Below are 21,121 nucleotides of genomic sequence, written 5' to 3' on the forward strand. Positions count from 1 at the left end.
TTAAGAGATATTCCTTTTAGATCTCCTAGGGATAAAAATGATAGTTAGGACACCAAAAAGACTTCATCTTGGAATTATAGATCCGAGTGGCGATTTAGGAAGGAGATTTGGGAGTATAGGCTTGGCTTTGGATGAAGGATATGAAATAAAGATAACTCCCGCTGGCGGCCTAAGCATCGAGGCTAATGAAGAAGACAGAAAAATAATAGAAAAGGTCGTAGAAGAGATTAACCTCCACTACGAGATCGGTGTGGACTTTCACATAGAGGTTAGGAGAAGCATTCCAAGGCACGTTGGCCTCGGCTCAACCACACAGCTTGCTCTAGGCATTGCTTCTGGGATTTTAAAGCTTGCAAAAAAGGATGTTCCAATAGAGGAAGTTGCAAAGGTTTTGGGAAGGGCTAAGGAGAGCGGAGCTGGGCTGTATACCTTCAAATACGGAGGATTGGTAATAGATGGAGGCGTTAGGGACTCAATTCCCCCCCTAATTATAAGGCACGAGTTCCCTGAAGATTGGGCCTTTGTTCTCGTGATTCCCAGGATGAAGAGGGGCTTAAGTGAAGAGGAGGAGAATGAAATACTCACCGAGAAGCTTGGGGATCCACAAGCTGGAAGGGAGATAACATATAGGATCATCTTTGGCCTTCTCCCAGCCCTCGTGGAGAGGGACATAGAGGAGTTTGGAAGAAATCTCAGCGAAATCCAAATGCTCGTAGGGAAGCACTTCAGCGCCTTTCAGGGAGGAACGTTCAGGGAGGATATAAGAATGATAGTTGACGAGTTAAATCGGATAACATATGGAGCGGGTCAAAGTAGCTGGGGGCCAACGGTTTATGGCCTCATAAGAAGGGAGGAGTTCACCAAAGTTAAGGCGAAGCTTTTGGACTTCCTTAAAGATCAGGGAATAAAAGCTGAGGTAGAGCTCGGAGTTCCAAGGAACAAGGGGGCCGAAGTCCTAGGAGAGAACTTGTTCCTAGAGAGGCTGATAAGTGGTGTGAGATGATAGCTGAGCTGATAAGGGAAATCGGAATAGGGGGAGCTAGGTACATAGAGGAGAACCTTGACGAGCAATTTCAAGCCTTAAAATACTTAAGCGAACGTCAAGATAGTGAAGTCTTCATAAAGCTCGTAGTAGCCAACGCATTAATTAGCTATCAGCTCACCGGAAGGGGAGAGCAGTGGTGGTGGGAGTTTGCTAGGCACTTCTCGAACGTTGAAGTTACCTCCCTTTATGAGGCTTATTCAACTTTCCTACCTACTTCGAGATACAACAAGAGGTTAGTAGAGCAGAAGCTGAGGCGGATAAAAAGGCTGGAAGGCTTTTTGAATCCCCTCTCCTTGGAGGAACTTAGTAGATATTATGAGAATATGAGGGGCTTTTGGATTGCCCTTGCAAAAGCTGTAGGATCTGAAAGAGAGAAGAAGACGGTGGTCTTTGCCGTGAAAATGTTTGGGTATGCCTCGAGGATTGTGTTCTCAGAGTTCATCCCCTACCCAATGGAGATACCAATTCCGGAAGACGTTAGAATAATTAGGGTCACCAGAAAGCTAACCCAAGAAAGTCCCAGGAAGTTCTGGGGAAAGATTGCAAGGCAGACAGGTGTGCCTCCCCTACACATAGACTCGATAATCTGGCCGGTACTTGGGGGTGCTGATGTCCACAAAGCTCCAGAACCTCTCCGCCTTAAGCTTCTCAAGCTTTACAAGCTCATTAAATAATTAAACTTATTAACCTCAATCGGAATTATTCTTGGGGAGTTGCATGATAGTAGTTGAGAACCTTAGGAAGGTTTTCGGTTCAAATGAAGCGGTAAGGGGGATAAGCTTTAAGGTTGACAATGGTGAAATCTACGGTCTGCTTGGACCAAACGGGAGCGGGAAATCAACTACAATGAAAATTTTGGCTGGAATAATTACTCCCACAAGCGGAAGGGTCATCGTTGAGGGAATTGATGTAAGTAAAGATCAGCTCAAAGTTAAAGAGATCACAGGATATGTCCCCGAGACTCCAGCTTTGTATGAAAGTCTAACCCCCGCAGAATTCTTCAGCCTCATAGGGAGCATAAGAAGAATTCCACAGGATATTCTGCAGGAGAGGGTTGACAAACTCGTGGAAGCCTTCGGCATTGAGGAGTATATGAACCAGCTCATAGGAACTCTAAGCTTTGGAACGAGGCAGAAAGTGTCCCTAATTTCCGCGTTGTTGCATGATCCAAAGGTTCTCATACTTGATGAAGCCATGAATGGGCTTGATCCTAAAAGCGCTAGGATATTTAGGGAACTTTTAATGGAATTCAAAAAGGAAGGAAAAGTCATAGTATTCTCCACCCACGTTCTCGCATTAGCGGAGATAATCTGTGATAGAATAGGTTTGCTTTATCAGGGAAAGATAATCGCAGAAGGAACGGTTGATGACCTCAAAAAGCTGGCAAAAGAAGAGAGCTTAGAGGATGTGTTCCTAAAGCTCACCCAAGCAAAGGAGGAAGTGGTACTGCTGGTTTCAGCACTGAAGGAGGCGCTATGATGCTGTGGGAAATGATAAAGGTGATCTACAGGGAGGTTCACTACAGAATGCTAAAAGAGAACGTCACTGTATCCTCCAATAAAAAGAAGTTTGAGGACTCACTAAAGTGGCAAGCCAACATAAAACTCGGCTTAGGTCTTCAGGCCCTCTGGATGCTTATAATGGGAATCCTCCTTGGCATAAGTGTTGCACTTGCTCCCAAGGATGTTAAGGGAATAGCTTTTGCATCACTCCTTCCAGTACCCCTAATATATTCAATCTACTCAACTGGTCTAACCGCCTCCTACCTTCAGTCGGGAAGAGTGTTCGAGCCACTAAAACCCCTGCCAATAAAGAACTTGAATCTGCTCGTTTCGCTAGCAATCTTTATTGAAGTGCTTCCAGCTTTATTCTTAATGCTTCCCTCGGCATTCTTCCTGGATGATGCTATTGCCACAGTTATGGGAATTGCATGGGTTTTCGTGACCCTCGTAATGGGGCACGCTATAGGCTTGTTCATCCAAGTTAAGTTCGGAGGTGTTCACGTCGGAAGGGGAAGTATAATCAGGAACTTGGCTAAGGTGTTCGGCCTCTTGTTTATGGTGGGAATCTACTTAATTGTCCAACTCCTCGCCCGGTTTATAGAGGAAAATATAAGGGTGATTGCCCCACTCTTCAGGAAGTACTACATTGCATTCCCCATGGTAGCTTCAACGGTTTACGATCCATTGAAATCTTTCATAATGTTGCTAGCTTATGGAGTCCCCTTTGGACTACTGTACCTGTACTCAATGAGGAAGCTTTGGGAGAGCATCGAAGGAGTCAAAGTTTATGGAAAAGCTAAAACCAAGTACAAACTACTAACGAGGATGCCAAGCTTGGCCCTATTTGAGAAGGACTACAAAATAATATTCAGAAAAACTCAGCTATTGGGTAGTTTCCTTGCTCCCGTGACGATGACTATATGGTTTATATATATGGCGTTTAAATCTGGTTTTCCCCTCCTTCAAGGAGCCCTCCTTATGCTATCAATAGGAATGCTCAGCATGGTATCCTTAGATGCATCATTTAAAGTCGACATGGAAGCATTTGAAGTCCTAAGGTCTCTTCCTATAACTAAACGCCAGTACCTTAAGTCGAAAGCTCTTACAATGGCCTTCCTCCCTCTGGTACTTGAAGTCATAATGCTCGTAGTTGTACTTATCCTTAAGGGAAAAGAGGCTTTTTATCTAACTCCTTACGTATTTTCACCCTTATTAGGAGCTGCCATCGGCGTTGGATACACTAGCATGAAGATCAGGGAAGTTGAAATGCCAAACTTTGGAGTTACTGATAGCCTATTGCTTATCCTCTTAATGGCAGTGCCCATAGCCTTAGCCGGTATAATACTCTTCTTCGCTGGATCCCCTTATGTGTACCTTGGCTTGGGAGTTGTATACATCATGGTAGCTTTAACAGTCCTATGGAGGGTTTGATATGCTGAAGAAAATCTTAAAGAAGATATTCAAGAAGAGTAAAAGCGAGGAACTTGACTTTCAGGAGAGGGGAGCAGAAAAGTACTTAGTTGGTAAAGTTAAAGTAGAGAGAAAACTCAAGGTTGGTTCATGGGACGCTGTGATCTGTAGGGTTGAGGATGGAATAGTGAGGGTTGGGTACAAGCTCAAGAAGGGCAGGAAAAAAGTTCCAATAATGAAGATCCAAAAAGAAAGGAAGGAGATAGAGTTCGCAATTCCTGGGGACAAAGTTGCACTGGTACTCGATGGCTCAATAGAAGTTGAAAAAGGGGAAATGCTTGAAGTATACTCGGTCTAGAGAGGGAGGTGATAAGAGGAATGATAATTCTCGACAATCACTTTCACGTAGATCCTAATAACGGGATATTCCTTGAGGCCGTCAAGCAGTTCTATAGAGCAGGAGGTACTCACTTAATCGTGGTCTATAAGAGCGCTCACGATTATGGGTTTCCTGGGATTAGAGCGGAGGACTTCATGAAGGCCATGGACTTTCACGTTAAGTTAGTGGAGAGAATAAACCGGGAGACAAAAGTTAGGGCCTTCGCTGTCGTCGGAGTTCATCCAGCGGAATTCGATTACCTTGCTAGAAATAAAGGATTGGAGCACGCTAAGAATGAGGTTATGAAAGCCCTAGAATACGCTCAAAAGCTGTGCCTAGAGGGAAAGGCCATCGGAATTGGAGAGGTGGGGAGACCCCACTACGAGGTTCCCCAGGATATATGGGATGCAAGCATAGAGGTGATGAAGTACTCGATGGCCCTAGCCAGAGATGCCGACTGTGCCGTTCAGCTTCATACCGAGAGCTTCAACGAGGAGAAGTTTAAAGAGTTAGGTGAGTACATTAAGGAAGTTGGAATTAAGCCCTATAGGGTAGTTAAGCACTTCTCACCTCCCCTCGTGAAGATCGCGGAGGAAGTGGGAGTATTTCCTAGCATAATAGCCAGCAGGAAGAACATAGAGGAGGCGATAAAACAGGGAAACAGGTTCCTTATGGAGACAGACTACATAGATGACAAGAAGAGGCCGGGGGCAGTTTTAGGACCAAAAACAGTGCCTAGGAGAACGAAGGAATTCCTGCAAAAGGGCTTGTTTACAGAGGAGGACGTTTACATGATACATGTAGAGAATCCCAAGAAAGTCTATGGCATAGATCTAGAGGAAGTAACATAACAGCCCGTGCTTGGTCTCAATGAGCTCAACTTTTGCATCAAATGTTCTTTCGAAAACTTCTTTCCGTATGGTGTTCTTTCTATAATCCCCAAGTATCTCCCCCTTTTTCATGAATATAAACCTCTCTCCAAATCTTAGAGCTAAGTTAACGTCATGCATAACGGCAATAACAGTTTTACCAGCCAATGAGAGCTCCCTTAATAGCCTCATGATTTCAATTTGACTTTTCGGGTCCAAGTTGTTTGTTGGTTCGTCCAGCATAAGTATAGGAGTATCTTGGGCTAAGGCCCTAGCTATCGCAACTTTCTGAAGTTCTCCTCCGCTGAGCATTCTTGTTGGCCTCTCTGCAAGCTTCTCGATGCCCATGGTTTTTAGAGCGTTTATCACTGACTTTATATCCTCATTACTGGGCCTTAGCCCCATGTACGGCTTCCTGCCCAAGAGCACGAAATCAAATACCCTTAAAAAGTTCGGCTCAACCCTCTGAGGAACATAGGATATTAGTCTAGCTAACTCATCTCTCCTCAGCGTTGCCACGCTCCTACCCATAATCCTTATTGACCCCCAGCACTTCAACATGCCCAGGATACACTTAAGAAGGGTACTCTTTCCTGCCCCGTTAGGACCCAGAATCACTAGGAACTCTCCCTCCCCAACGTCAAAGCTTACCCCCTTGAGTATTGAACGGCCATTGTACGAGAAGGAGACGTCCTCTAGGACTAAAGCCTTCATCTTACCCCCTCCATCTTTATCAGGAGGTACAGGAACATTGGGGCCCCTAAAAATGAAGTTACAACTCCAACGGGTAGGATCATTGGGGAGAACGCAAGCCTCGCAAAAGTATCCGCGGTTAAGAGTATTAAGGAGCCAAGTAGCGTTGAAAGGGGAATTAAGAACCTGTAGTCCCCTCCAAATACCAATCTTATCGCGTGTGGAGCGATTAGCCCTATGAAGCCTATGACACCAACGAATGCAACGCTAACGGCTGTAATGTAAGCTGATAAGACAGCGGAGATCATCCTGAACTTATCAACTTCAACACCTACGGAAAGCGCAACTTCATCCCCTATGGATGTAGCATTAAGATCCCATCTTCTCGCTAGGAAATAGCCGATTGCAGGTACAAACGAAACCAGCATGATTATATCTTCCCTCCAGTAGGGCCTTCCCAGATCACCAAAGCTCCAATAAACCATGGCCGCGAGCTGAAGCTCGTTGGCAAAGTACTGAATTAATGTTGTTAGGGCCATGAAAAGTGAACTCATGGCAACTCCGGCAAGTATCATCGCCTGGGGGCTCAGTCCCTTAAGCTTCGCCAAAGATACGATGATTATCGTTGACAGCATCGCTCCCATGAATGCAAATAAGACTATTGCATAAGGGTTGTCAATTATTACCCTCCCAGAGCTCTCAGCATAGCCCGCTCCGAGGATTATCGCCAAAGAGGCCCCAAACATTGCCCCGTGAGAAACTCCCATGGTAAAGGGGGTTGCCAAAGGATTTCGCAGTATCCCCTGTAGAACTGCACCACTTAATGCCAGAGAAGCCCCAACCAGGATTGCCGCAATTATCCTTGGAAGCCTTATGTTCCATATCGTATAGATTGCCGCCCTCGAACCTTTACCCGCCAGGGCACTCAAAACCTCTTGTGGAGAGAGGGGGTAAGCTCCTTTCATGAGGGAAAATAAGCTAACCAAGAAAATTAGGAAGAGAAGGCCCAGAGCTGTGAGGATCCTCTTTCTAACGTATCCTTCGTACATCATGGGTTCACCGGCAGGGAATATGTAACTTTCCCATTCTCAAGATCTATCTTCCCAAATCCACCGAACTGCTTCGCCATGATTGAATAGACTGGCTTACCCACTAGGAACTTATAGATCTCATCCGCCTTTTTCGTCGGGTCAATGTCCTTGAATTTCTCTGGATACAGAACCTTACCTATGAAGTAGGCATCGGCCATCGCCGTCCCGATGTTGGTGGCGTAGAAGTTGTATGGTAGTAGACCATACACTTTACCTTCTTGAACTGCCTTTAGGGACTTGTAAAATCCTGGGTTCTTCTTGTAGTCCTCGAGGATAAGCTTTAACCCTCCTTCGTCTATGAAGAGGTACTCAGGTTGCCACTCGAGCAACTTCTCCTTGTCTATAAACTTGTGGCCCTTCCCAAGAACACTGGCAACGTTCTCTGCATGTACAGCCTTGAATGGCGGGTAATCGGCCTCGGTGCTCTCTATTCCATGGGCTCCCTTATAACCTATCCCACCAACGTACACGGTCTTAGGGGTTACGTCCCTTGTCCTCTCCTCCAAGTCCTTTTGAATTGACTTTATGAAATTAATTACTTCCTTGGCCCTCTCCTCTTTACCCAGGATTTTGCCAGCGAGCTCAAGTGATTTGAACAATTCTTCATCCCTGAAAGTTGCTAACTCTCCATAGCTCAGAACAACTACTGGGATTCCCGTCTTTTCCTGAATTTCATCTGCGGTCTTCTTATCAACGTACGTCATGAATATTACATCGGGCTTGAGCTTCATTATCTCCTCCAAGTTTGGCAACTTGCCCGGGCCTCCCGGGCCTATCGTTGGCAGATTTCTAAGCTCGGGGTGAGCTAAGATGTAAGGCCTTCCAAAGTTGAACCTCTTTTCGAAGTCCTCAACACCAATTATCATATAGCTCGCGTTGAGGTAGACTATCAGCCTTAAACAGCCAGGGCCCGCGGCAACTATCCTGTGAACTTCCTTGGGAACCTCAACTGCTCTTCCAAGCATGTCTGTAACCTTCACCATATTGGAAGTCCGAGTTGGAGTTGAAGAACCTAGACAACCAAGAACTAGAAACACGAGCGCAAAAACTAGTAGCTTCCTCATTCACTGCACCTCCAGCTAATTATCCCTCTCCCAACAACCGCCAGAATTTCCTCCCCAGCACAGGTTTTGCAGTAAGGCTTTTCGTTTACATAGACAATCTTGGGAGCCATTACAAGCTCACCACACTTAGAACAGCGAATGCTATCGAAAATTGGGGCTTGCTCTATTGGTGGAACTTTTACCCTTTCAATCTTGAAGTAATCTTTTGGGAGGTGCAAAAACTTCCTCGCAGTCTCCTCCCAGTACTTCCATAGTTCCTTCCTTTCCTCTAGGGTTCCTTTTCTTTCCTTGACCACTTTGTTGAAGAGTTCAGTTGCCCTAGAAGGATAAAGCTCTCTGAGCTTCTCAGCATCTGCATAAACTCTCACGCCTTCCCAGCTTCCTCTTTTAACTAGTGTTAGGGCTGTCTTTCCGATATCAATGTAAATCAGGGAGTTATTCCCGAGGGTGCAACCTGTCGTTACTTGGACACCGTCGGTGAAGCAACTGTTCGTTTCAACTATGGCTAGGATTGATTCATCAACGCTTCCGGAATAGTCAAGCCTTCCAACTCCCAACTCATCCATCGCTATTAGCGAAGCCCTAATTCCGAGGGCAAGGTAAGGACAGATGTGACCGTGGAATTCCTTTGCGTACTCGAGGATTCCCTCAGCCTCTCTCTTTGCAACGAGTTCGTTTAACTTGAGCACTTTTTCACACCAATTAATAAAAGAGTAACACGATTTTTAACAGTTTTTTAAAGTAGGTGTTATCAACCATGAGTTTAGAACTTGAACAAGACCCATATCCCAATCCCTATTAAGAGAATCCCGGCAATTACGGAGAGTTCCCTAGAGTGCCTAACCATAGCTCTCGAGAATTCCTTGCTCTCGCTCAAGCTCCCCATTGCGAAGAGGATTATGAAGAGTGGGAGCACAAATATCAAGTTGTACAAGGCTAAAAGTAGGTAGGCTAAGGCCTTCATCTTAGATATTATTGTGTTGAAAACTATGTAGGGCCCCATGGAGCAGGGAAGAAGAGTAGTTGATACTGTAAAGCCAAGAATTAGGCCTCCAACTATTGTAGCTTCAGTTGAAAAGGCAAGTTTCCTTAACCTCCCCTTACCAACGGTTCTAGACTTCTCAAGGAGTCCCGTTATTATCTCATAAGCCCCAAATCCAATTGCCAAATAGCCAGCCCAACTCGTCGGGATCTTTCCGGTTAGGATCATTAAGCCTATTCCGAGGGTGTAGTATGAAGCATAGACTGCGAATATGAAGGCAAGGCCCACGGTGTATAAAGCCCTCTTGGGAAGGCCTTTGACGGAGAGTGCTATGAGGAATATGGTGTACACTACAAAGGTGCAGGGATTAACTGAATCGACTATTGCGAGGGTGAAGAACTGAGGGATGAAGCTTTGGAGGTGAATTAAGCTCAGCGTTATTGAACTTAGACCAAAGGACAGGAGAATTATCAGGAGGAGGTACTTGAACTCAGTTTTCATCCTGGGCACAATTATTGAGAGTTTTCAAAGTTTTTAGGGCTTTCTAAAATTTTTGGTTGAAAACTAAAAGTGTCTCAAAAATACTTATATATTCAGCCGGTGAATAATTCAGTTGGTGAATATAGTGAGATTCATAGATAGGGAACGTGAAATCAAGGAGTTAAATAAAGCCAGAGAGAGGGCAAGAAGGGGATTGTACGTTCTCGTTATTTATGGGCATAGGAGAGTGGGTAAAACAAGATTACTTGCGGAGTTTCTAAATAAAAATGATCTCTACTTTTTCGTGAATAGAGGTAAAAACTCCGAGAGGTTGCTCAAAGAATTTGTAGAGATCCTAAAAGAAAAGCAGCTCCTGGGAAAATATGAGGTTATCGAAACATGGGATCAATTCTTTGACGTTCTATTATCTAGGTGTGAGGGTGTAGTGGCCTTTGATGAATTTCAAGACTTTCATTTCGTGGATAAATCGGTGTTCTCAACATTGCAAAGGAAAATTGACGAGTTTGAGGATAAAGCCAAAGTCCTCTTAATCCTTACCGGATCAACGTTGGGGCTAATAAAAAGAACGTTCCAGGATGGAAGGGAACCTCTTTATGGGAGAATAAAGAAGTTTATGAAGCTTAAACCGTTGGGAATTAGAGAGGCATATAGATTTTCCTTAGAGCTTAAAATAGAGGACATAGCGGATTTCATAACCCTGTACTCGGTGTTTGGAGGTTACCCCAAGTACTGGGTTGCAATTGAGGATGAAGGGCTAATAGGTGAAAGCGCAGAAAAAATCCTGAAGGAACTTATATTCTCCGAATTTCCTCCCCTTGAGAACGAGGCTGAGATCATACTCTCGCTTGAGCTTGGAGGTAGATCATCTACTTACTACTCAATACTCCAAGCAATAGCGGAGGGAAAGTCAACGATTTCTCAAATAGCCAGCCATTTGAGGAGAAAGGAAACCAGTATAACGAGGCAGTTAAATGAGCTCAGGGAGTACTTTGAACTTGTTGGGAGGACGTGTTCCCCAATAAATGAGAGATGCCTTCTCTATGTTGCTCACCCGTACCTAGCGTTCTGGTTTAGGTTCATTTATCCTAATCAATCGGAGTATGAAATCAACAGGGAAAAGCTTTGGAGGAAGGTTAAGAAGGACTTAGAGGACTACGTTGGGAATAGGTTTGACTTAATTGGAGCAGAAATCTTAACTTTAAAGTACCAAGTTTCTAAATTTGGAAAGCACTTTGGCTTTTACAGGGAGGAGGGGAAGAGGAAGGTATACGAGATAGACTTTGTGGGAATAGATGGTAGGAGGGCCATATTCGCTGAGTTTAAGTGGCGGAAAAAGGCCATTGATGCAGAGAAACTAGTTGAGGAACTGAAGTGGAAGGCGGAAATGAGCGGATGGAAGGGAGAGAAGAAGTTTGTTTTAGTCGGTAGGAAATTTAAGAACGTCCCTGGAGATGTTGAGGTTATAGGGGAGGAGGATATCATAAAGTTAATTTCTCAAGCCTAGTGATAATCTATCAGGAGGCAGGAGGATCGTCTCAAGTCTCTATAACTTGGTTATCGTTAAGTTGCGTAAACCCTGGAAAGTTAACGGTAGCGTAAAGTTTTTGAGGTTAACGGTAGTTAACGGTAAATATGGACATAAATAAGCTTCTCGAGGTAATTAGGGAAGGTGAAAATGAGCGGATAGAGTTCAAGAAGACGGCAACACCTGACATAGCGAGGGAAATATGCGCAATGGCAAATGCTGAGGGAGGATACATCTTAATTGGGGTCACAGACGAAGGAAAGATCGCGGGGTGTAACGTTAAAAAAGCAAAAGAGACCATAACATCTGCTCTACAAAATGTTACACCTCCTCTAAAGGTAAAAATGCACGTGGTTAATCTTGAGGGAAGAGATATCCTAGTGGTTGAGGTTCCCAAATCGAGTGTTTTATGTTCCATTGGAGGGGTCGCATACATAAGGGTAGGAACAGGAATAAGGCCCCTTTCAATCCAAGAGATAGTTATGCTCTCCTCGGAGCTTGGAACTATAACATGGGATGAATTTCCAGTTGCTGAAATTTCAGAAATCAAGGAAGAATATGTAGAATGGTTTTTCAATTCAATGAAGCGCGCGAGAGGTAGGGAGATCCCCAGAGAAAACTGGAATCGGTATTTAAGGAGTGTTAGGGCAATCAAGGGGAATAAGTTGACAAATGCCGGAGTCTTGTTCTTTACAGACGTTAAAGAGTTCATTCCTTATGCAGGGGGTAGGATAATAAAGGTTGCTGAAGGGGAGCCGGTGTGGAGCAGGGAATTCGAAGGGCCGATATGGAAGGTCATAGATGAAATGTACAATGAACTAATGTCTCAGTTCAAGGTCATTGAAGTAATCGTTGGAACGAGAAGAGTCAAGATCCCTGAATATCCGCCGAGGGCCATTAGAGAGGCTATTGTGAACGCTTTCGCTCACAGGAATTATGCTATTCCCTCCGACGTGAAGATTTTTATCCATTCGGATAAGCTGATAGTTCGGAATCCTGGGGGTCTAATGCCTGGGGTCGATCTGGAAGATCCTGAGCACGTGCCGAGAAATCCAAACCTCTGCACGCTCCTGTATGACACTGGATACATAGAAAAGTACGGTTATGGGTTAAAGTTAATAAGAGAGGAGTGTAAGAAACATAGCCTCGTTGAGGTCGAGTTCAAAAGCTCCGCAAATAAGTTCGAGGTAATATTTAGGAAAAAAGGTCAAGAATTGCTTGATGATATTGACAAGAGAATATTAGAGTTTCTTGCAATACCAAGGAGAACTGGAGAAATCAGCGAATACGTTGGTTTGTCAAAGCCCGCAGTACTCAAAAGGTTAGAGAGGCTTGAGGCCTTAGGACTCGTGAGGGCTGTTGGAAGAGGTGCGCACAGGAAGTACATTGCAGGTGAATAGCCTTAGAATCCTTGAATTCCCTTCCTCCTCATGGTTCTCTCAAGGAACTTGTATGAGAGACCGCCCAGCATTAGGTACAGCAACGTTAACACGAAGAGTATCAACAATTCCTCTCTTACCCCGAATATGGGTCTTGACCCAGTGAGAAGGGCCCTTAGAACGTCAACTCCCCATGTGAAGGGGAACGCATACGAGAGGTACCTTAAGGGCCCCGGGAGGGGGATTATGGGGAAGTAAAGACCTCCTATGAGAGGGGCCATGTTTCCAATCAAAGATATAACCTCATCTCCCTCCCTAATCACTAGGGTCAGTCCAAATATGAGGTAGGCGAGACCGAAGGAGGCAGTTATAGACAGGAGAAACACTACAACTGAAACGGCAACTCCAGAAACCGTTGCCCCAATAACCCCCATAATAACTGCCAAGGCAACCAGGGGTAGGGAAGTAACAGTTGTTACCGCAATCCCAAGGAGAGACCAGCCTAGGATGTATTCGAGGGGAGTGAGCGGAGTTAGCAACATGCCCTCAAGCTGACCCGTCCTCATGTAGTACCTTAGGGCAAAGATAGATGACCACACGACCTCGACGTAGTTCCAGTACACTATTCCAAGGATGTAGTACTCAAAGTAGTTCTCGGTTCCCAAAATATTCCCTAAGCCAATCTTTTTCCCGTACCAGAGTGCAATTATAACTGGAACTACCGTGAGCACTGGAACTAGGACGTTTCCGTACCAGTCAATTCTGTACCTTCTCGCCGTCAGCAGGGACGCTTTGGCGAGTGCCAAAAACCTCACCAAGCTTCCCACTCCCCACTAATTCTGAGGAACTCTTCCCCCTTCTTTATCATCCATATCCCAACAAGAAGGTATGCAAGTGTAACTAAGTTTAAGCCCAGGAGGTAGTAGGATAAGCAGGGGAGGTCTCCATGGAGGACCTTCCTGCCCACTATTATGGTGTACGTTAGCGGTATCAGATATGCCACCCCTTTAACGATCCTGGGTAAGCCCTAATGTCGGCGGTAACACCCGAGGTAACTGCGAGTGCTCCCTGGGTTAAGAGGTTCACTCCTCCTATCCTCCTGAACCTGAGGACGAGGCCAGCCCACAGAAGTGAGAAGGCGAACATGTAAAAGCCAGAAGCTATATAGAGGGGAATAAGCTTAAATCCAGCTGAAACTCCGGCTAACTTGAAGATGGTTATGGTAACAACCGTGATGTAGGAGCACTCGACAATCATCCAGAGGCCCTTGCCAACCAAAAAACTCAGAAGACTTACGGGGGATAGGGCAACACTCACCAGAGTCCCTTCCTCTCTCTCATCCTCAAACGCCTCCTGAAGGCCAAAGAAGTACTGGTTCAGCCAGTACCACATTATAGAACCCACTAACACGGATTCTCCAAAGCTTGGAGAGAGGAACTTCGCGGTAAGAACCCAAGGGGCTAGAATGAAGAAAGGAGTTAGGGCGAAGTTAAGCCAGACTACCCTGTACCTCCTCTGAACCCTGAACTCCTTCTTCGCTATCGTTAATACCTTTCTAAGGCTCATTGAGGAGCCTCCTCAGAATGGAGTACAGATCATCCCTCTCGACCCTTATATTCTGGGCATTCCTCTTTATGAGCTCCCTAAGCTTCTCGTCGAGCTCCTCCTCCCTGGCTATTACCTCAACCTCCTCTCCGTTGATTGTTGCGGTGATCTTTAGGGTGTCGAACGAGAACCTTGAAAGCCTGTCATCGGCTATTATCCTCCCCTCCCTCATAACGACTAGCCTCGCGTTCCCGGGAAGGTCGTGGAGAATGTGGCTTACCAACACAATCGTAACTCCCTGGGAGTTGAGCTCTTGAAGGAAGGAGATAACCTCGGTTACGGCCCTTGGATCTAGATCGTTTAAAACCTCATCGAGGAGGAGAACCTTTGGGTCGTGAATTAAGGCCTTTGCTAAGAGTAGCTTTTTCCTCATTCCCGTTGAATACTCTTCGACGAGCTTGTTCTTGGCATCCCCAAGGCCAACCCTTTTGAGGAGGTACTCGGCTTTTTCCCTCCAGTTTTTAACCCCCTAGAGGCCCGCAAACACCTCGAGGTTCTCCATCCTCGTGAGCTTCCAGTATAGACTTCTCTCGTTTGCAAGCACCACACCTAGAATTTTTGAAGCCTTCTTCCACTCCCTCACCATCTCGTAGTCAAAGACTCTAACTTCCCCCTTATCCGGAATTAGAAGGCCAGAAATAATCTTGAGAAGGGTGCTCTTACCTGAACCGTTTTCCCCAGCAATTACTACGAACTCACCCTCCCTTATTTTGAGGTTCACATCCTTGAGAACGTGAGTATCATTGAAGCCCTTCCAGACCTCTTTTAGCTCAATTGTCATGGTTCCGGGTAGATTTAAGAATTTAAAAGGACTTCCTAAACCAAAGGTTTCCTGTTAACGTGTTAACTTACATCCGCTGTTGTGTCTTTGTTGTTAATCAGTTAACCACGCTCCCCGCAAAGTAAGCTTGGGTTGTGTTAATTGAACATGTTTATGTTATAAGAGGGCGAAGACCATGGGAAAGATCCTCAGGGATCTGAAAGCAATAATAATTGAAGAGTTTGAAAGGAGGGAAATTAAAGTTCGTGAAATTATCCTATTTGGATCTAGGGCTAAGGGAAACATAATGAGCTCTGGTACAGTGTTTATAGGAGGGCTGATATTCCGCTTGACCTAATAATAGTGCCAAGGGAAATCTTGGAGAAGTACAAGGATCTCCCGGGATTCATCTATTACTATGCTGCAAGAGATGGAGTTAAGATATGAGGGAAGACGTTAAGGCATGGTTAAAATAGGCTGAGGATGATTTAGAAACTGCGATTATTACCTTGGAATTACCCAAACCAATTTCCTTAGTTATATGTTTTCATGCTCAACAATCAGTTGAAAAGATGCTTAAGGCATTTCTTGTCTCAAAGTAGAGATTCCAAGAACCCATGACATTAAAATCTTGATTAGATTGTGCTTAAATATTGACAGAACTTTTGGCGTACTTATTCAAGAATCGAGGTATCCACCCTCTTTGAGCCCATGTTGGAGGAAGCAAAAAGAGCTGTAGAAATTGCAAGACTTCATCTCCAGAAAATTGCTAGCTAAATGATCGGGGTAAGTGAGGAAAGCACTAGAGCACAAGCCTCCTTTCCTTGGGAACATAGTTCTTAACAACGCCATTGATCAGCTTTCCGCCGCCGAGCCAATAGTTCCTCCACTTTAGGATAACCCACCTGTTCCCCTCTTCATCAACCTTTATGTCCTCCCCCCTAAGCCATGCCTTCGCCTTCTCATCGTCGACCTCTATGACATTTTTCGTGGCTTTGGGCCCTATTATGAACGCCCCCTCAATTGTCAGCCTTATGCCATCAGCCTCTATCTTTCCAAAGTACACTCCCTCGTGGCCTTTTTCTGGAAACTCGCACCTCTTGTAAGCGTATATTCTCCTTCCCCTAACTTCAAGAACTAAATCATCTGGAGCATAGCCATACTGCTCTTCGAGCATTTTCCTGACGTCCATTTTTGTTCCCATGCTTTAATCCTGGGGGCAATTTAAATATTTTCAAAATCGCTAAACATATTTCATAAGCGTATTCAGGGCCCATTCGAATGCATCCCTATCATCAACGTCTATAACATGATCCAAGTACTGGAGGGCCCTAAGGTTTATCACGAGATAAGCCTCTCCCCTCCTAAGGCCGAGATCATATGCATCGTAGTAGACCCTTTCCTCTCCTAGGGCCTCATTCATCAGGTCAACAAAGTACTTTATGTCCTCAACGCTGATCTCATCCCACTTGCTCTCAAGCTCGTCAAAGAATCTCTCTAAGGTGAAAATCTTCTCGACCGGCAGGTTGAGGGTTCCCTTTATGAACTGGAACTCACCTACCCTAAATACCTTAACGTCATCGTTATCCTTAATTCCAACTGTATCCCAGAGTATCACTCCCTCTATCACGTTTCCCCCACCGTACCTCTGGGAGAGCTCGCTGAACACGTCAAATATGGCCTGCATCTCCTCTATAAACTCCTCCTCGTCTTCAAAACTCACAACCTTACTCACGCTACCCCTCATCTCGCAACCTCCCGTGGGATTATTAAAGTGAACATCCCGATTTTTAAATATGAGGATCGCCCTTAAAATAGCCTACGATGGTACAAGGTTCCATGGCTTTCAGAGGCAACCAAACGTTAGAACCGTCGAGGGTGAGATCATTAAAGCATTAAACGATGCAGGCATAGAATTCTCGGATTTTAAGAGCGCTTCAAGAACCGATAAGGGTGTGAGTGCCTTAGGGAACGTTGTTGCCTTAACGACGGAGGATGAGAGGATTCTCAATCCAATGGTTCTAAACGGTAGACTTGAAGACATCTGGGTTCTTTCAGCTGTGAAGGTTCCCCAGGATTTCCACCCCAGGTTTTGGGCCAAATCGAAGGTATATAGGTACTACCTCCCATCCTGGGATCTGGACGTTGAGAAGGTTAAGGAGTGCTCAAAGCTTTTCGTGGGGATTCACGACTTCTCGGCATTCGCAAGGATTGATGGAAGGGACACGGTTAGGAGCATAGACAGGATTGAAGTTTGGGAGAGCGGGCCAATTTTAGTGGTTGAGGTTGAGGCGAAGAGCTTCCTTTGGGAGATGGTGAGGAGGATAGTCAAGGCCCTTGAGCTCTGCGGGTCGGGCAAACTTGGATCCCAGGATATAAAGGAGATGCTACAAGGAACGTACGAGAAGAGCAGGAAGGTACCTCCAGCTCCCCCGGAGGGCTTATTGCTCGTGGAGGTTAAGTATGAGGCAATTACCTTCCCACTCGACGAGAGATCCCTGAAAAAGTTTAGGAAGGAAGTCGAGGAGAGGGCGAAGGCCAGGATGATGCTCTCTTATTTAACCCTAGACATGATAAAAGTTTAAAGGGCCTTATATCAAGCCCAGTGGGTGAAAGCATGAAGGTTGAAGGTTTGGTTTCGAGCCTTAGGAACGCGGAAACAATAGAAGAGTTGTTCTCCATCCTTAAAAAGAAGGGCGCTCCGGTTATGGATCTTGAGGGCATGAAGAAGCTCGTTATAGTCGAGGGTGACTTTGAAGGGAAGCAGTTTTACACCGAAATCAACGGTCTAAAGGCGAACATGGCCTTGGGGGATGCAATGCTCAACGCTTCAAGCGTTCCATTCAAGTGCAAGAAGCCGTTCACTGGAGGTAACTTGATCTTCGTCGACTACGAAAACATCGAGGCGGAGGAATTCGTGCTCGCCTATAAGGGCGAGGATGCCGGAGCTTACTTTCACGTGAAGGGTGGTGAGGGCAAGGAGATAAGCAAAGAAGAGTATGAGGAGCTTAAGGATAAGATGCCTGAATTCAAGGTTAGGGGCTATAGTGAGGAAGAAATGGAGGGAATGGGGGCATTCTTTGGGTAGCTCCTCAGGAGTGGTAGCTCTCATCACCATTCAGTGCCGGGCTCGCTCTTCATCGGATCCCTTTACCAAACTTTTGTCCCAACGGGAACCTCATCGGGAACTGGGATTAAGAAGACTCTCCCTTCTTCAGTTTCGGCAACTATGAGCATTCCCTGACTTTCAACTCCCGAGAATTTCTTTGGCTTTAAGTTTAATACAAATATAAATTTCTTTCCTTTTAGGTCTTCTGGAGAGTATTGATCTGCTATTCCGGTGACTATTGTCCTCTCCTCTTTCCCAAAGTCAACGACGAGCTTTATCAGCTTTTTCGTCCTAGGAATTCTCTCGGCTTCTTTCACGAGACCGACTCTCATATCAAACTTCCAGAACTCCTCCACGTCGTACATCAAGACCACCAAACTCATGTTGCATTAACTTATATATCCTAATTTCCCATATTAAATCGACATGAAGTGGGAAGAGTGGAAACCGTTTTACGAGCGAATAGCCAGAGAGATGGGGTACTCAATAGAAGCAGATGGAAGATCAGCTGAACTGCTACGGGCAATCCTTATTGAAAACGATAATTACATAATTAAAGAAGAACTTGAAGCCCTAATTATGAAAAAGGTTTACGTGTTCGGTGCCGGTCCTAATCTTGAAGATTCTCTGAGGAAATACGATTTCTCAGATGGCACAAAGATCGCAGCAGATGGAGCTACTACTGCCCTTTTAGAGTACCAAATAATCCCAGATATCGTGGTTACGGATCTCGATGGGAGAATTCGAGATTTAATTAAGGCATCTGGAAGGGCGATTATGGTAGTTCATGCCCACGGTGACAATATGGACAAGCTCCCCCTCATAACGCACTTCCCCGTAGTTCTGGGAACTTGCCAAACTGAACCCCTTGACATAATATACAACTTTGGAGGCTTTACCGATGGAGATAGGGCAGCGTTTTTGGCAGAGGAGCTTGGGGCTAGAGAGATAATCCTTGTGGGTTTTGACTTCTCAGGCCTGGTTGGAAAGTGGAGTAAACCTTGGTTAAAGCAACATACAACTGCATGGGAAGAGAAAAGGAAGAAGCTGGGTTTTGCGAGGGAACTTCTACAATGGCTTAAAGACAATGGTAAGGCAAAAATAACTTTTCGTTAGTTGTAAATAGTTCAAATTTTTGTCCAAAAATGATTTATATGAGATGACGCCTTTAAAATGCCGGGGTGATCCTATGAATTCCGCCGTTGTCATATTTCTGGCGGGTCTCATCTATGTTAGCCTGTATCACACCTATGGTAAGGCTCTCCAGAACAAGGTAGTAAAGGCAGATCCAAACAGGCCAACGCCAGCACACAGGCTCTACGATGGAGTTGATTACGTCCCAGCGCACCCATTAGTCCTTTACGGCCACCACTTCGCTTCAATAGCTGGTGCGGGGCCAATTGTAGGTCCAGCCGTGGCAATGGCTTGGGGATGGCTCCCAGGACTGCTGTGGGTCTGGTTCGGAAACGTCTTCATCGGAGCTGTTCACGACTACTTAGCATTGATGTCTTCCGTTCGCTACGATGGCAAGTCTATCCAGTGGATTGCCGGAAAGCTTATGAGCAAGAGAACGAGCATGGCCTTTGAGCTTTACGTCTGGTTTGCATTGCTACTTGTGATAGCAGCATTTGCGGCTGTTATTGCTGGAATATTCGTCAATACGCCGGGAGCTGCAACGGCATCAATATTATTCCTACTGATTGCAGTCCTTTTGGGATGGTTGCTCTACAAAGTGCAGATAGACTTCAAGATTGGAACAATAATAGGCATAATATTACTAGCTCTAGCAATATACATAGGGTTTAAGTTCCCAATAGTGGCAAGCAAGCAGGTATGGTATGTATTCCTAGGGCTGTACATAATAGTGGCATCTTCCCTACCAGTTTGGGTTCTCCTGCAACCTAGGGATTACCTAAATGCCTACATCCTGTGGTTTGGTCTGATACTTGGAGGTGTGGCGTTCCTTATTGTCGGTCTTAAAGGCATGGGAACGTTCACAGCTCCAGCGTACACCACTTGGAGCGCCCATGTTGTAGGTGGGAAACCATCACCCTTCTGGCCTACGATACCGTTAGTTATAGCATGTGGTGCCTTAAGCGGGTTCCACTCCTTAGTTGGTTCAGGAACCTCCTCAAAACAACTAGACAATGAACTCCATGGTCTGCTTGTAGGGTACGGTGGAATGTTTACTGAGGGATTTCTCTCAACAATAGTCATATCCTCAATAGCAGTGTATGGAATAAAGGTCTTTCAGGATGCAGGAGTTGTAATAAACTTCCAAAACTGGGCTCAAATCTATGCCCCAATGGTCGCAAGCAAGATAGGGAAGGTCACAATATTCTCAAAGAGCTACGCTTATGGATTACATGATGCATTTGGCATTGATGTAAAGCTCGGAACCCTGTTTGCTAGCCTCTGGGTTTCAGCGTTTGCACTAACATCCCTAGACACGGCGACAAGGCTTGGAAGGTTTGCATGGCAAGAGGTTATCGAGATGATCAAAGGACCAGAGATCCTCAAAAACAAGTGGATTGCTTCAGCAATATTGGTCGTCTTTGGAATAGGACTTGCGTGGGTAGGCAAGTGGTTAGTCATATGGCCAGCATTCAGTGGAATGAACCAGATGCTTGCGAGCATAGCAATGATGACAGCTTCACTTTGGGTAGCAAAGATTCAGAGACCTGCAGGGGCGTGGAAATGGGCAGTAGTTATCCCAGCACTGTTCCTCTGGGTCACGGTAACCGCGGCATTGGCATGGTTCTTGATCTATGTAGGAAAGGAAAACATCTGGGTTAGCTTAATAACAATCATAGGCCTAGCACTGAACTTCCTGCTTGTCATTGACTGGTACCACGCCTGGAAGAAGCCGGCGGAAGAATATCAGGCTGCCACTGCTTGAGCTTCTTTCTTTTCTTTTTGTATTTAGGAGGGGACTAGAGTGGAGCCCATAAAGAACTTTCTCAGGGGATTCTTTGGATACTTCAAGCAGAGCTCTACAGAATATATAGAGTTTGAGCTGAGAGAGCTTGAGAATGTGTTTGCCCTAATTTTGATGGCCTCCTTTATCGGCATACCCTCTCCACCAACCACCCTCGTCCTAAGGCTCATGCCTCATATGGTGAAAGAGATAAAGGTAATGCAACAGAGGGCAGTTGATCTAGATGACGTATTCGCGGAAGTTGCAGGAATGTTTGACATAGACTGAGG

Annotated in this window: 25 protein-coding genes and 2 pseudogenes; 15 read left to right on the forward strand and 12 right to left on the reverse strand. The window is 45.4% G+C overall.

Annotated elements, in window-relative coordinates; all coding sequences use genetic code 11:
* Positions 1-37 precede the first annotated feature (37 nt).
* From P8X24_RS09135 to P8X24_RS09160, 6 genes are read left to right on the forward strand one after another with little or no spacing between them, the layout of a single operon-like run.
* Positions 38-1,003 (forward strand): beta-ribofuranosylaminobenzene 5'-phosphate synthase family protein, encoded by a 966-nt coding sequence (locus tag P8X24_RS09135; RefSeq protein ID WP_372915544.1) that lies wholly within the window; start codon positions 38-40, stop codon positions 1,001-1,003.
* Positions 1,000-1,719, forward strand: a complete 720-nt coding sequence (locus P8X24_RS09140; protein WP_372915546.1) for an N-glycosylase/DNA lyase — start codon at positions 1,000-1,002, stop codon at positions 1,717-1,719. Before P8X24_RS09135 ends, P8X24_RS09140 begins: the two co-directional genes overlap by 4 nt.
* A gap of 43 nt (positions 1,720-1,762) precedes the next feature.
* Complete coding sequence (locus tag P8X24_RS09145) at positions 1,763-2,524, forward strand: ABC transporter ATP-binding protein (protein ID WP_372915548.1); 762 nt, start codon at positions 1,763-1,765, stop codon at positions 2,522-2,524.
* Positions 2,524-3,978 (forward strand): hypothetical protein, encoded by a 1,455-nt coding sequence (locus P8X24_RS09150; protein WP_372915550.1) that lies wholly within the window; start codon positions 2,524-2,526, stop codon positions 3,976-3,978. The genes P8X24_RS09145 and P8X24_RS09150 overlap by 1 nt, the downstream gene beginning before the upstream one ends.
* Before the next feature lies 1 nt (position 3,979).
* Positions 3,980-4,315, forward strand: coding sequence for a tRNA-binding protein Pbp11 (gene pbp11, locus P8X24_RS09155; protein ID WP_372915552.1), 336 nt, complete (start codon positions 3,980-3,982; stop codon positions 4,313-4,315).
* 20 nt (positions 4,316-4,335) lie between these two features.
* Entirely contained in the window at positions 4,336-5,187 is an 852-nt protein-coding gene (locus P8X24_RS09160) for a TatD family hydrolase (RefSeq protein ID WP_372915554.1), read from the forward strand.
* On the opposite strand, the gene P8X24_RS09165 is transcribed toward P8X24_RS09160, so the two are convergent.
* The 5 genes from P8X24_RS09165 to P8X24_RS09185 form a co-directional block, all read right to left on the reverse strand.
* Positions 5,170-5,919, reverse strand: a complete 750-nt coding sequence (locus P8X24_RS09165; protein ID WP_372915556.1) for an ABC transporter ATP-binding protein — start codon at positions 5,917-5,919, stop codon at positions 5,170-5,172. The two genes, P8X24_RS09160 and P8X24_RS09165, sit on opposite strands and share 18 nt — an antisense overlap.
* Positions 5,916-6,950 carry a FecCD family ABC transporter permease gene (locus P8X24_RS09170; RefSeq protein ID WP_372915558.1) on the reverse strand — a complete coding sequence of 345 codons (1,035 nt, stop codon included), beginning with the start codon at positions 6,948-6,950 and terminating at the stop codon, positions 5,916-5,918. The genes P8X24_RS09165 and P8X24_RS09170 overlap by 4 nt, the downstream gene beginning before the upstream one ends.
* Complete coding sequence (locus P8X24_RS09175) at positions 6,947-8,053, reverse strand: iron ABC transporter substrate-binding protein (protein ID WP_372915560.1); 1,107 nt, start codon at positions 8,051-8,053, stop codon at positions 6,947-6,949. Before P8X24_RS09175 ends, P8X24_RS09170 begins: the two co-directional genes overlap by 4 nt.
* Complete coding sequence (locus P8X24_RS09180) at positions 8,050-8,742, reverse strand: FmdE family protein (RefSeq protein ID WP_372915562.1); 693 nt, start codon at positions 8,740-8,742, stop codon at positions 8,050-8,052. Before P8X24_RS09180 ends, P8X24_RS09175 begins: the two co-directional genes overlap by 4 nt.
* 74 nt (positions 8,743-8,816) lie before the next feature.
* Positions 8,817-9,536 carry a cytochrome c biogenesis protein CcdA gene (locus P8X24_RS09185; protein ID WP_372915787.1) on the reverse strand — a complete coding sequence of 240 codons (720 nt, stop codon included), beginning with the start codon at positions 9,534-9,536 and terminating at the stop codon, positions 8,817-8,819.
* Between the two features lie 115 nt (positions 9,537-9,651).
* On the opposite strand from P8X24_RS09185, the gene P8X24_RS09190 reads away from it, so the two are divergent.
* Positions 9,652-11,040 (forward strand): ATP-binding protein, encoded by a 1,389-nt coding sequence (locus P8X24_RS09190; protein ID WP_372915564.1) that lies wholly within the window; start codon positions 9,652-9,654, stop codon positions 11,038-11,040.
* Between the two features lie 128 nt (positions 11,041-11,168).
* Positions 11,169-12,461 (forward strand): RNA-binding domain-containing protein, encoded by a 1,293-nt coding sequence (locus P8X24_RS09195; protein ID WP_372915566.1) that lies wholly within the window; start codon positions 11,169-11,171, stop codon positions 12,459-12,461.
* A gap of 2 nt (positions 12,462-12,463) precedes the next feature.
* Here P8X24_RS09195 and P8X24_RS09200 read toward each other — a convergent pair whose 3' ends face one another.
* The 4 genes and pseudogenes from P8X24_RS09200 to P8X24_RS09215 form a co-directional block, all read right to left on the reverse strand.
* Positions 12,464-13,255: an ABC transporter permease gene (locus tag P8X24_RS09200; protein WP_372915789.1), complete on the reverse strand. Its 792-nt coding sequence runs from the start codon at positions 13,253-13,255 to the stop codon at positions 12,464-12,466.
* Positions 13,252-13,443 carry a hypothetical protein gene (locus P8X24_RS09205; RefSeq protein WP_372915568.1) on the reverse strand — a complete coding sequence of 64 codons (192 nt, stop codon included), beginning with the start codon at positions 13,441-13,443 and terminating at the stop codon, positions 13,252-13,254. Before P8X24_RS09205 ends, P8X24_RS09200 begins: the two co-directional genes overlap by 4 nt.
* Positions 13,431-14,006 carry an ABC transporter permease gene (locus tag P8X24_RS09210; protein ID WP_372915570.1) on the reverse strand — a complete coding sequence of 192 codons (576 nt, stop codon included), beginning with the start codon at positions 14,004-14,006 and terminating at the stop codon, positions 13,431-13,433. The genes P8X24_RS09205 and P8X24_RS09210 overlap by 13 nt, the downstream gene beginning before the upstream one ends.
* Positions 13,996-14,826, reverse strand: a pseudogene (locus P8X24_RS09215) (ABC transporter ATP-binding protein). The gene P8X24_RS09210 and the pseudogene P8X24_RS09215 overlap by 11 nt, the downstream one beginning before the upstream one ends.
* Positions 14,827-15,001: 175 nt before the next feature.
* Between P8X24_RS09215 and P8X24_RS09220 the strand changes: the two are divergent.
* Both P8X24_RS09220 and P8X24_RS09225 read left to right on the forward strand, forming a co-directional pair.
* On the forward strand, positions 15,002-15,163 hold the full coding sequence (locus P8X24_RS09220; protein WP_372915572.1) for a hypothetical protein: 162 nt from the start codon (positions 15,002-15,004) through the stop codon (positions 15,161-15,163).
* Positions 15,164-15,293: 130 nt separating this feature from the next.
* A pseudogene (locus P8X24_RS09225) lies at positions 15,294-15,407 on the forward strand (HEPN domain-containing protein); the annotation flags it as partial.
* A gap of 200 nt (positions 15,408-15,607) precedes the next feature.
* On the opposite strand, the gene P8X24_RS09230 reads toward P8X24_RS09225, so the two are convergent.
* Complete coding sequence (locus P8X24_RS09230) at positions 15,608-15,997, reverse strand: methyltransferase RsmF C-terminal domain-like protein (protein ID WP_372915791.1); 390 nt, start codon at positions 15,995-15,997, stop codon at positions 15,608-15,610.
* A 51-nt stretch (positions 15,998-16,048) separates the two neighbouring features.
* Positions 16,049-16,552: a hypothetical protein gene (locus P8X24_RS09235; RefSeq protein ID WP_372915573.1), complete on the reverse strand. Its 504-nt coding sequence runs from the start codon at positions 16,550-16,552 to the stop codon at positions 16,049-16,051.
* A gap of 49 nt (positions 16,553-16,601) precedes the next feature.
* On the opposite strand from P8X24_RS09235, the gene truA reads away from it, so the two are divergent.
* Both truA and P8X24_RS09245 read left to right on the forward strand, forming a co-directional pair.
* The gene (gene truA, locus P8X24_RS09240; protein WP_372915575.1) at positions 16,602-17,390 is read left to right on the forward strand and encodes a tRNA pseudouridine(38-40) synthase TruA; all 789 of its coding nucleotides are present in this window, start codon (positions 16,602-16,604) and stop codon (positions 17,388-17,390) included.
* 32 nt (positions 17,391-17,422) lie between these two features.
* Entirely contained in the window at positions 17,423-17,893 is a 471-nt protein-coding gene (locus tag P8X24_RS09245; protein ID WP_372915577.1) for a hypothetical protein, read from the forward strand.
* 62 nt (positions 17,894-17,955) lie between these two features.
* Here the strand turns inward: P8X24_RS09245 and metG are convergent, their stop codons facing one another.
* Entirely contained in the window at positions 17,956-18,279 is a 324-nt protein-coding gene (metG, locus tag P8X24_RS09250; RefSeq protein WP_372915579.1) for a methionine--tRNA ligase subunit beta, read from the reverse strand.
* 61 nt (positions 18,280-18,340) lie between these two features.
* On the opposite strand from metG, the gene P8X24_RS09255 reads away from it, so the two are divergent.
* The 3 genes from P8X24_RS09255 to P8X24_RS09265 all read left to right on the forward strand — a co-directional run bounded on the left by P8X24_RS09255 (position 18,341) and on the right by P8X24_RS09265 (position 21,119).
* Positions 18,341-19,030 (forward strand): 6-hydroxymethylpterin diphosphokinase MptE-like protein, encoded by a 690-nt coding sequence (locus P8X24_RS09255; protein WP_372915581.1) that lies wholly within the window; start codon positions 18,341-18,343, stop codon positions 19,028-19,030.
* 73 nt (positions 19,031-19,103) lie between these two features.
* Positions 19,104-20,813: a carbon starvation CstA family protein gene (locus P8X24_RS09260; RefSeq protein WP_372915583.1), complete on the forward strand. Its 1,710-nt coding sequence runs from the start codon at positions 19,104-19,106 to the stop codon at positions 20,811-20,813.
* A gap of 39 nt (positions 20,814-20,852) precedes the next feature.
* Positions 20,853-21,119, forward strand: coding sequence for a hypothetical protein (locus tag P8X24_RS09265; protein ID WP_372915585.1), 267 nt, complete (start codon positions 20,853-20,855; stop codon positions 21,117-21,119).
* The last annotated feature ends 2 nt before the right edge of the window (positions 21,120-21,121 follow it).

Source organism: Pyrococcus kukulkanii, assembly GCF_041647995.1.
In the GTDB taxonomy this organism is placed as follows: Archaea; Methanobacteriota_B; Thermococci; order Thermococcales; family Thermococcaceae; genus Pyrococcus.

Excerpts from the sequence above, each read along its gene's own strand:
- P8X24_RS09140 (WP_372915546.1), top strand. The coding sequence starts at position 1,000 with ATGATAGCTGAGCTGATAAGGGAAATCGGAATAGGGGGAGCTAGGTAC.
- P8X24_RS09145 (WP_372915548.1), top strand. The coding sequence starts at position 1,763 with ATGATAGTAGTTGAGAACCTTAGGAAGGTTTTCGGTTCAAATGAAGCG.
- P8X24_RS09210 (WP_372915570.1), bottom strand. The coding sequence starts at position 14,006 with ATGAGCCTTAGAAAGGTATTAACGATAGCGAAGAAGGAGTTCAGGGTT.
- truA (WP_372915575.1), top strand. The coding sequence starts at position 16,602 with ATGAGGATCGCCCTTAAAATAGCCTACGATGGTACAAGGTTCCATGGC.
- P8X24_RS09255 (WP_372915581.1), top strand. The coding sequence starts at position 18,341 with ATGAAGTGGGAAGAGTGGAAACCGTTTTACGAGCGAATAGCCAGAGAG.
- P8X24_RS09165 (WP_372915556.1), bottom strand. The coding sequence starts at position 5,919 with ATGAAGGCTTTAGTCCTAGAGGACGTCTCCTTCTCGTACAATGGCCGT.
- P8X24_RS09195 (WP_372915566.1), top strand. The coding sequence starts at position 11,169 with ATGGACATAAATAAGCTTCTCGAGGTAATTAGGGAAGGTGAAAATGAG.
- P8X24_RS09230 (WP_372915791.1), bottom strand. The coding sequence starts at position 15,997 with ATGGACGTCAGGAAAATGCTCGAAGAGCAGTATGGCTATGCTCCAGAT.
- P8X24_RS09170 (WP_372915558.1), bottom strand. The coding sequence starts at position 6,950 with ATGATGTACGAAGGATACGTTAGAAAGAGGATCCTCACAGCTCTGGGC.
- P8X24_RS09260 (WP_372915583.1), top strand. The coding sequence starts at position 19,104 with ATGAATTCCGCCGTTGTCATATTTCTGGCGGGTCTCATCTATGTTAGC.
- P8X24_RS09175 (WP_372915560.1), bottom strand. The coding sequence starts at position 8,053 with ATGAGGAAGCTACTAGTTTTTGCGCTCGTGTTTCTAGTTCTTGGTTGT.
- pbp11 (WP_372915552.1), top strand. The coding sequence starts at position 3,980 with ATGCTGAAGAAAATCTTAAAGAAGATATTCAAGAAGAGTAAAAGCGAG.
- P8X24_RS09135 (WP_372915544.1), top strand. The coding sequence starts at position 38 with ATGATAGTTAGGACACCAAAAAGACTTCATCTTGGAATTATAGATCCG.
- P8X24_RS09185 (WP_372915787.1), bottom strand. The coding sequence starts at position 9,536 with ATGAAAACTGAGTTCAAGTACCTCCTCCTGATAATTCTCCTGTCCTTT.
- P8X24_RS09220 (WP_372915572.1), top strand. The coding sequence starts at position 15,002 with ATGGGAAAGATCCTCAGGGATCTGAAAGCAATAATAATTGAAGAGTTT.
- metG (WP_372915579.1), bottom strand. The coding sequence starts at position 18,279 with ATGTACGACGTGGAGGAGTTCTGGAAGTTTGATATGAGAGTCGGTCTC.
- P8X24_RS09150 (WP_372915550.1), top strand. The coding sequence starts at position 2,524 with ATGCTGTGGGAAATGATAAAGGTGATCTACAGGGAGGTTCACTACAGA.
- P8X24_RS09160 (WP_372915554.1), top strand. The coding sequence starts at position 4,336 with ATGATAATTCTCGACAATCACTTTCACGTAGATCCTAATAACGGGATA.
- P8X24_RS09235 (WP_372915573.1), bottom strand. The coding sequence starts at position 16,552 with ATGAGGGGTAGCGTGAGTAAGGTTGTGAGTTTTGAAGACGAGGAGGAG.
- P8X24_RS09245 (WP_372915577.1), top strand. The coding sequence starts at position 17,423 with ATGAAGGTTGAAGGTTTGGTTTCGAGCCTTAGGAACGCGGAAACAATA.